This is a genomic window from bacterium, assembly GCA_008933615.1.
Taxonomy (GTDB): Bacteria; CLD3; CLD3; order SB21; family SB21; genus SB21.
The window spans coordinates 1-1,597 of record WBUR01000096.1; the positions used below are offsets into that span (position 1 = coordinate 1).

Here is a 1,597-nt window from a genome sequence, read left to right on the forward strand (position 1 = left end):
GGCGCTGTTGCAAAAAATGATAGGAATGACTTTTCTATGGAGGTCTATAAGGAGTTCGATTAAGGAGAGTCCTGGATTTTAGTGTCGGCATTGGTCTGAAGATAACGATAGACGGTCGCTTTTGAGAGGTTGTATTCAGTCATGAGCTCTTTGATGAGGGATCCCTTGCTTCTTTTCTCTTGCATCGTGATCAGTTGCTGATCGGTGAGTTTGCTTTTTCGTCCAAATGTGACACCACGTTCCTTGGCTTTAGCGATACCGTCCATCTGCCGCTCGGCACGAATCTCATTTTCAAACTGACCAATAGCTCCGAGCATATTGAATAGAAGACGGCCTGTAGCATCCGTCGTATTGATGTTTTGATCCAGGACATGCAAGGCAACATTTTTCCGCTCGAGCGTTTCTGCAATCTGACAGAGATGGAGCGTGGACCGAGCCAGCCTGTCCAGTCGTGTGACAACTAACGTATCTCCTTCCCGAACATAATCAAGACAAGCTTTAAGTTGTGGACGTTTATTGGAAGCGCCACTGTGTTTCTCTTGAAATATTTTCTGACAATGACCCAGCTTATCAAGTTGAATAGTGAGACTCTGGCCCACTGAACTGACACGGGCATATCCAACTGACACCATGAATAATTCTCTTTTTGTCTTTTTATGTCTTAAACGATATAAGAATTGCATTTTGAGACATGTAAAAAGACACGTCAAGAGAAATGTCTTATAGAGTATACATTTTAAGATTATGCGATCCAAGAAAGGCTAATGATGAATCATTTTAAATGGAGACACTTTAAGGGAGAGATCATCCTATGGGCGGTACGATGGTATTGTAAATATGGCATCAGTTACCGAGAATTGGAGGAAATGATGTCTGAGCGCGGCATCGATGTGGATCACAGCACCATTTACCGCTGGGTTCAAGCTTATGCCCCAGAAATAGAAAAACGCTTGCGTTGGCAATGGAGGCGGACAGATAGGAATCGAAGTTGGAGGGTCGATGAGACTTACATAAAGGTAAAGGGCAAGTGGGTTTATTTATATCGGGCTGTGGATAGTGAAGGCAATACGATCGACTTTTATCTCTCGCAAACACGCAATGCCAAAGCAGCAAAAATGTTTTTAGGGAAGGCTCTCAATCATATGAAGGAATGGGAGAAACCGCTTGTGATCAACACCGATAAAGCAGCGTCATATGGTGTTGCTATCAAGGAACTTAAGCAAGAAGGGAAGTGCCCGGATTTCACAGAACACAGACAGGTCAAATACCTCAATAATATCATAGAGGCCGATCATGGAAAGCTCAAACGCTTGATTAAGCCAACGCTGGGGTTCAAATCTATGAAATCAGCTTACGCAACCATCAAGGGTTTTGAGGTCATGAGAGCGCTTAAAAAGAGACAAGCTGACGCCTGGAAACTTCAAGAGGGCGTTAAGGGAGAAGTACGTCTAGTGGATCGAGCTTTTGGTCTCGGAGATTCTCCCTTACAGGAACTCATGAAAATCATTAACCAACAATCAGAGTTGGCTCTTTAGTTAAGATCAACAAATCAGATGCTCGTCTTCCCCTGCAGCTTTAAATTCTTTGCAACAATGCC

Annotated in this window: 2 protein-coding genes; one reads left to right on the forward strand and one right to left on the reverse strand. The window is 43.5% G+C overall.

Annotated elements, in window-relative coordinates:
* Positions 1-59 precede the first annotated feature (59 nt).
* Positions 60-632: a recombinase family protein gene (locus F9K33_16565; protein KAB2877312.1), complete on the reverse strand. Its 573-nt coding sequence runs from the start codon at positions 630-632 to the stop codon at positions 60-62.
* A 135-nt stretch (positions 633-767) separates the two neighbouring features.
* Between F9K33_16565 and F9K33_16570 the strand changes: the two genes are divergently transcribed.
* Positions 768-1,535: an IS6 family transposase gene (locus tag F9K33_16570; GenBank protein KAB2877313.1), complete on the forward strand. Its 768-nt coding sequence runs from the start codon at positions 768-770 to the stop codon at positions 1,533-1,535.
* Positions 1,536-1,597 lie beyond the last annotated feature (62 nt).

Excerpts from the sequence above, each read along its gene's own strand:
- F9K33_16565 (KAB2877312.1), bottom strand. The coding sequence starts at position 632 with ATGGTGTCAGTTGGATATGCCCGTGTCAGTTCAGTGGGCCAGAGTCTC.
- F9K33_16570 (KAB2877313.1), top strand. The coding sequence starts at position 768 with ATGAATCATTTTAAATGGAGACACTTTAAGGGAGAGATCATCCTATGG.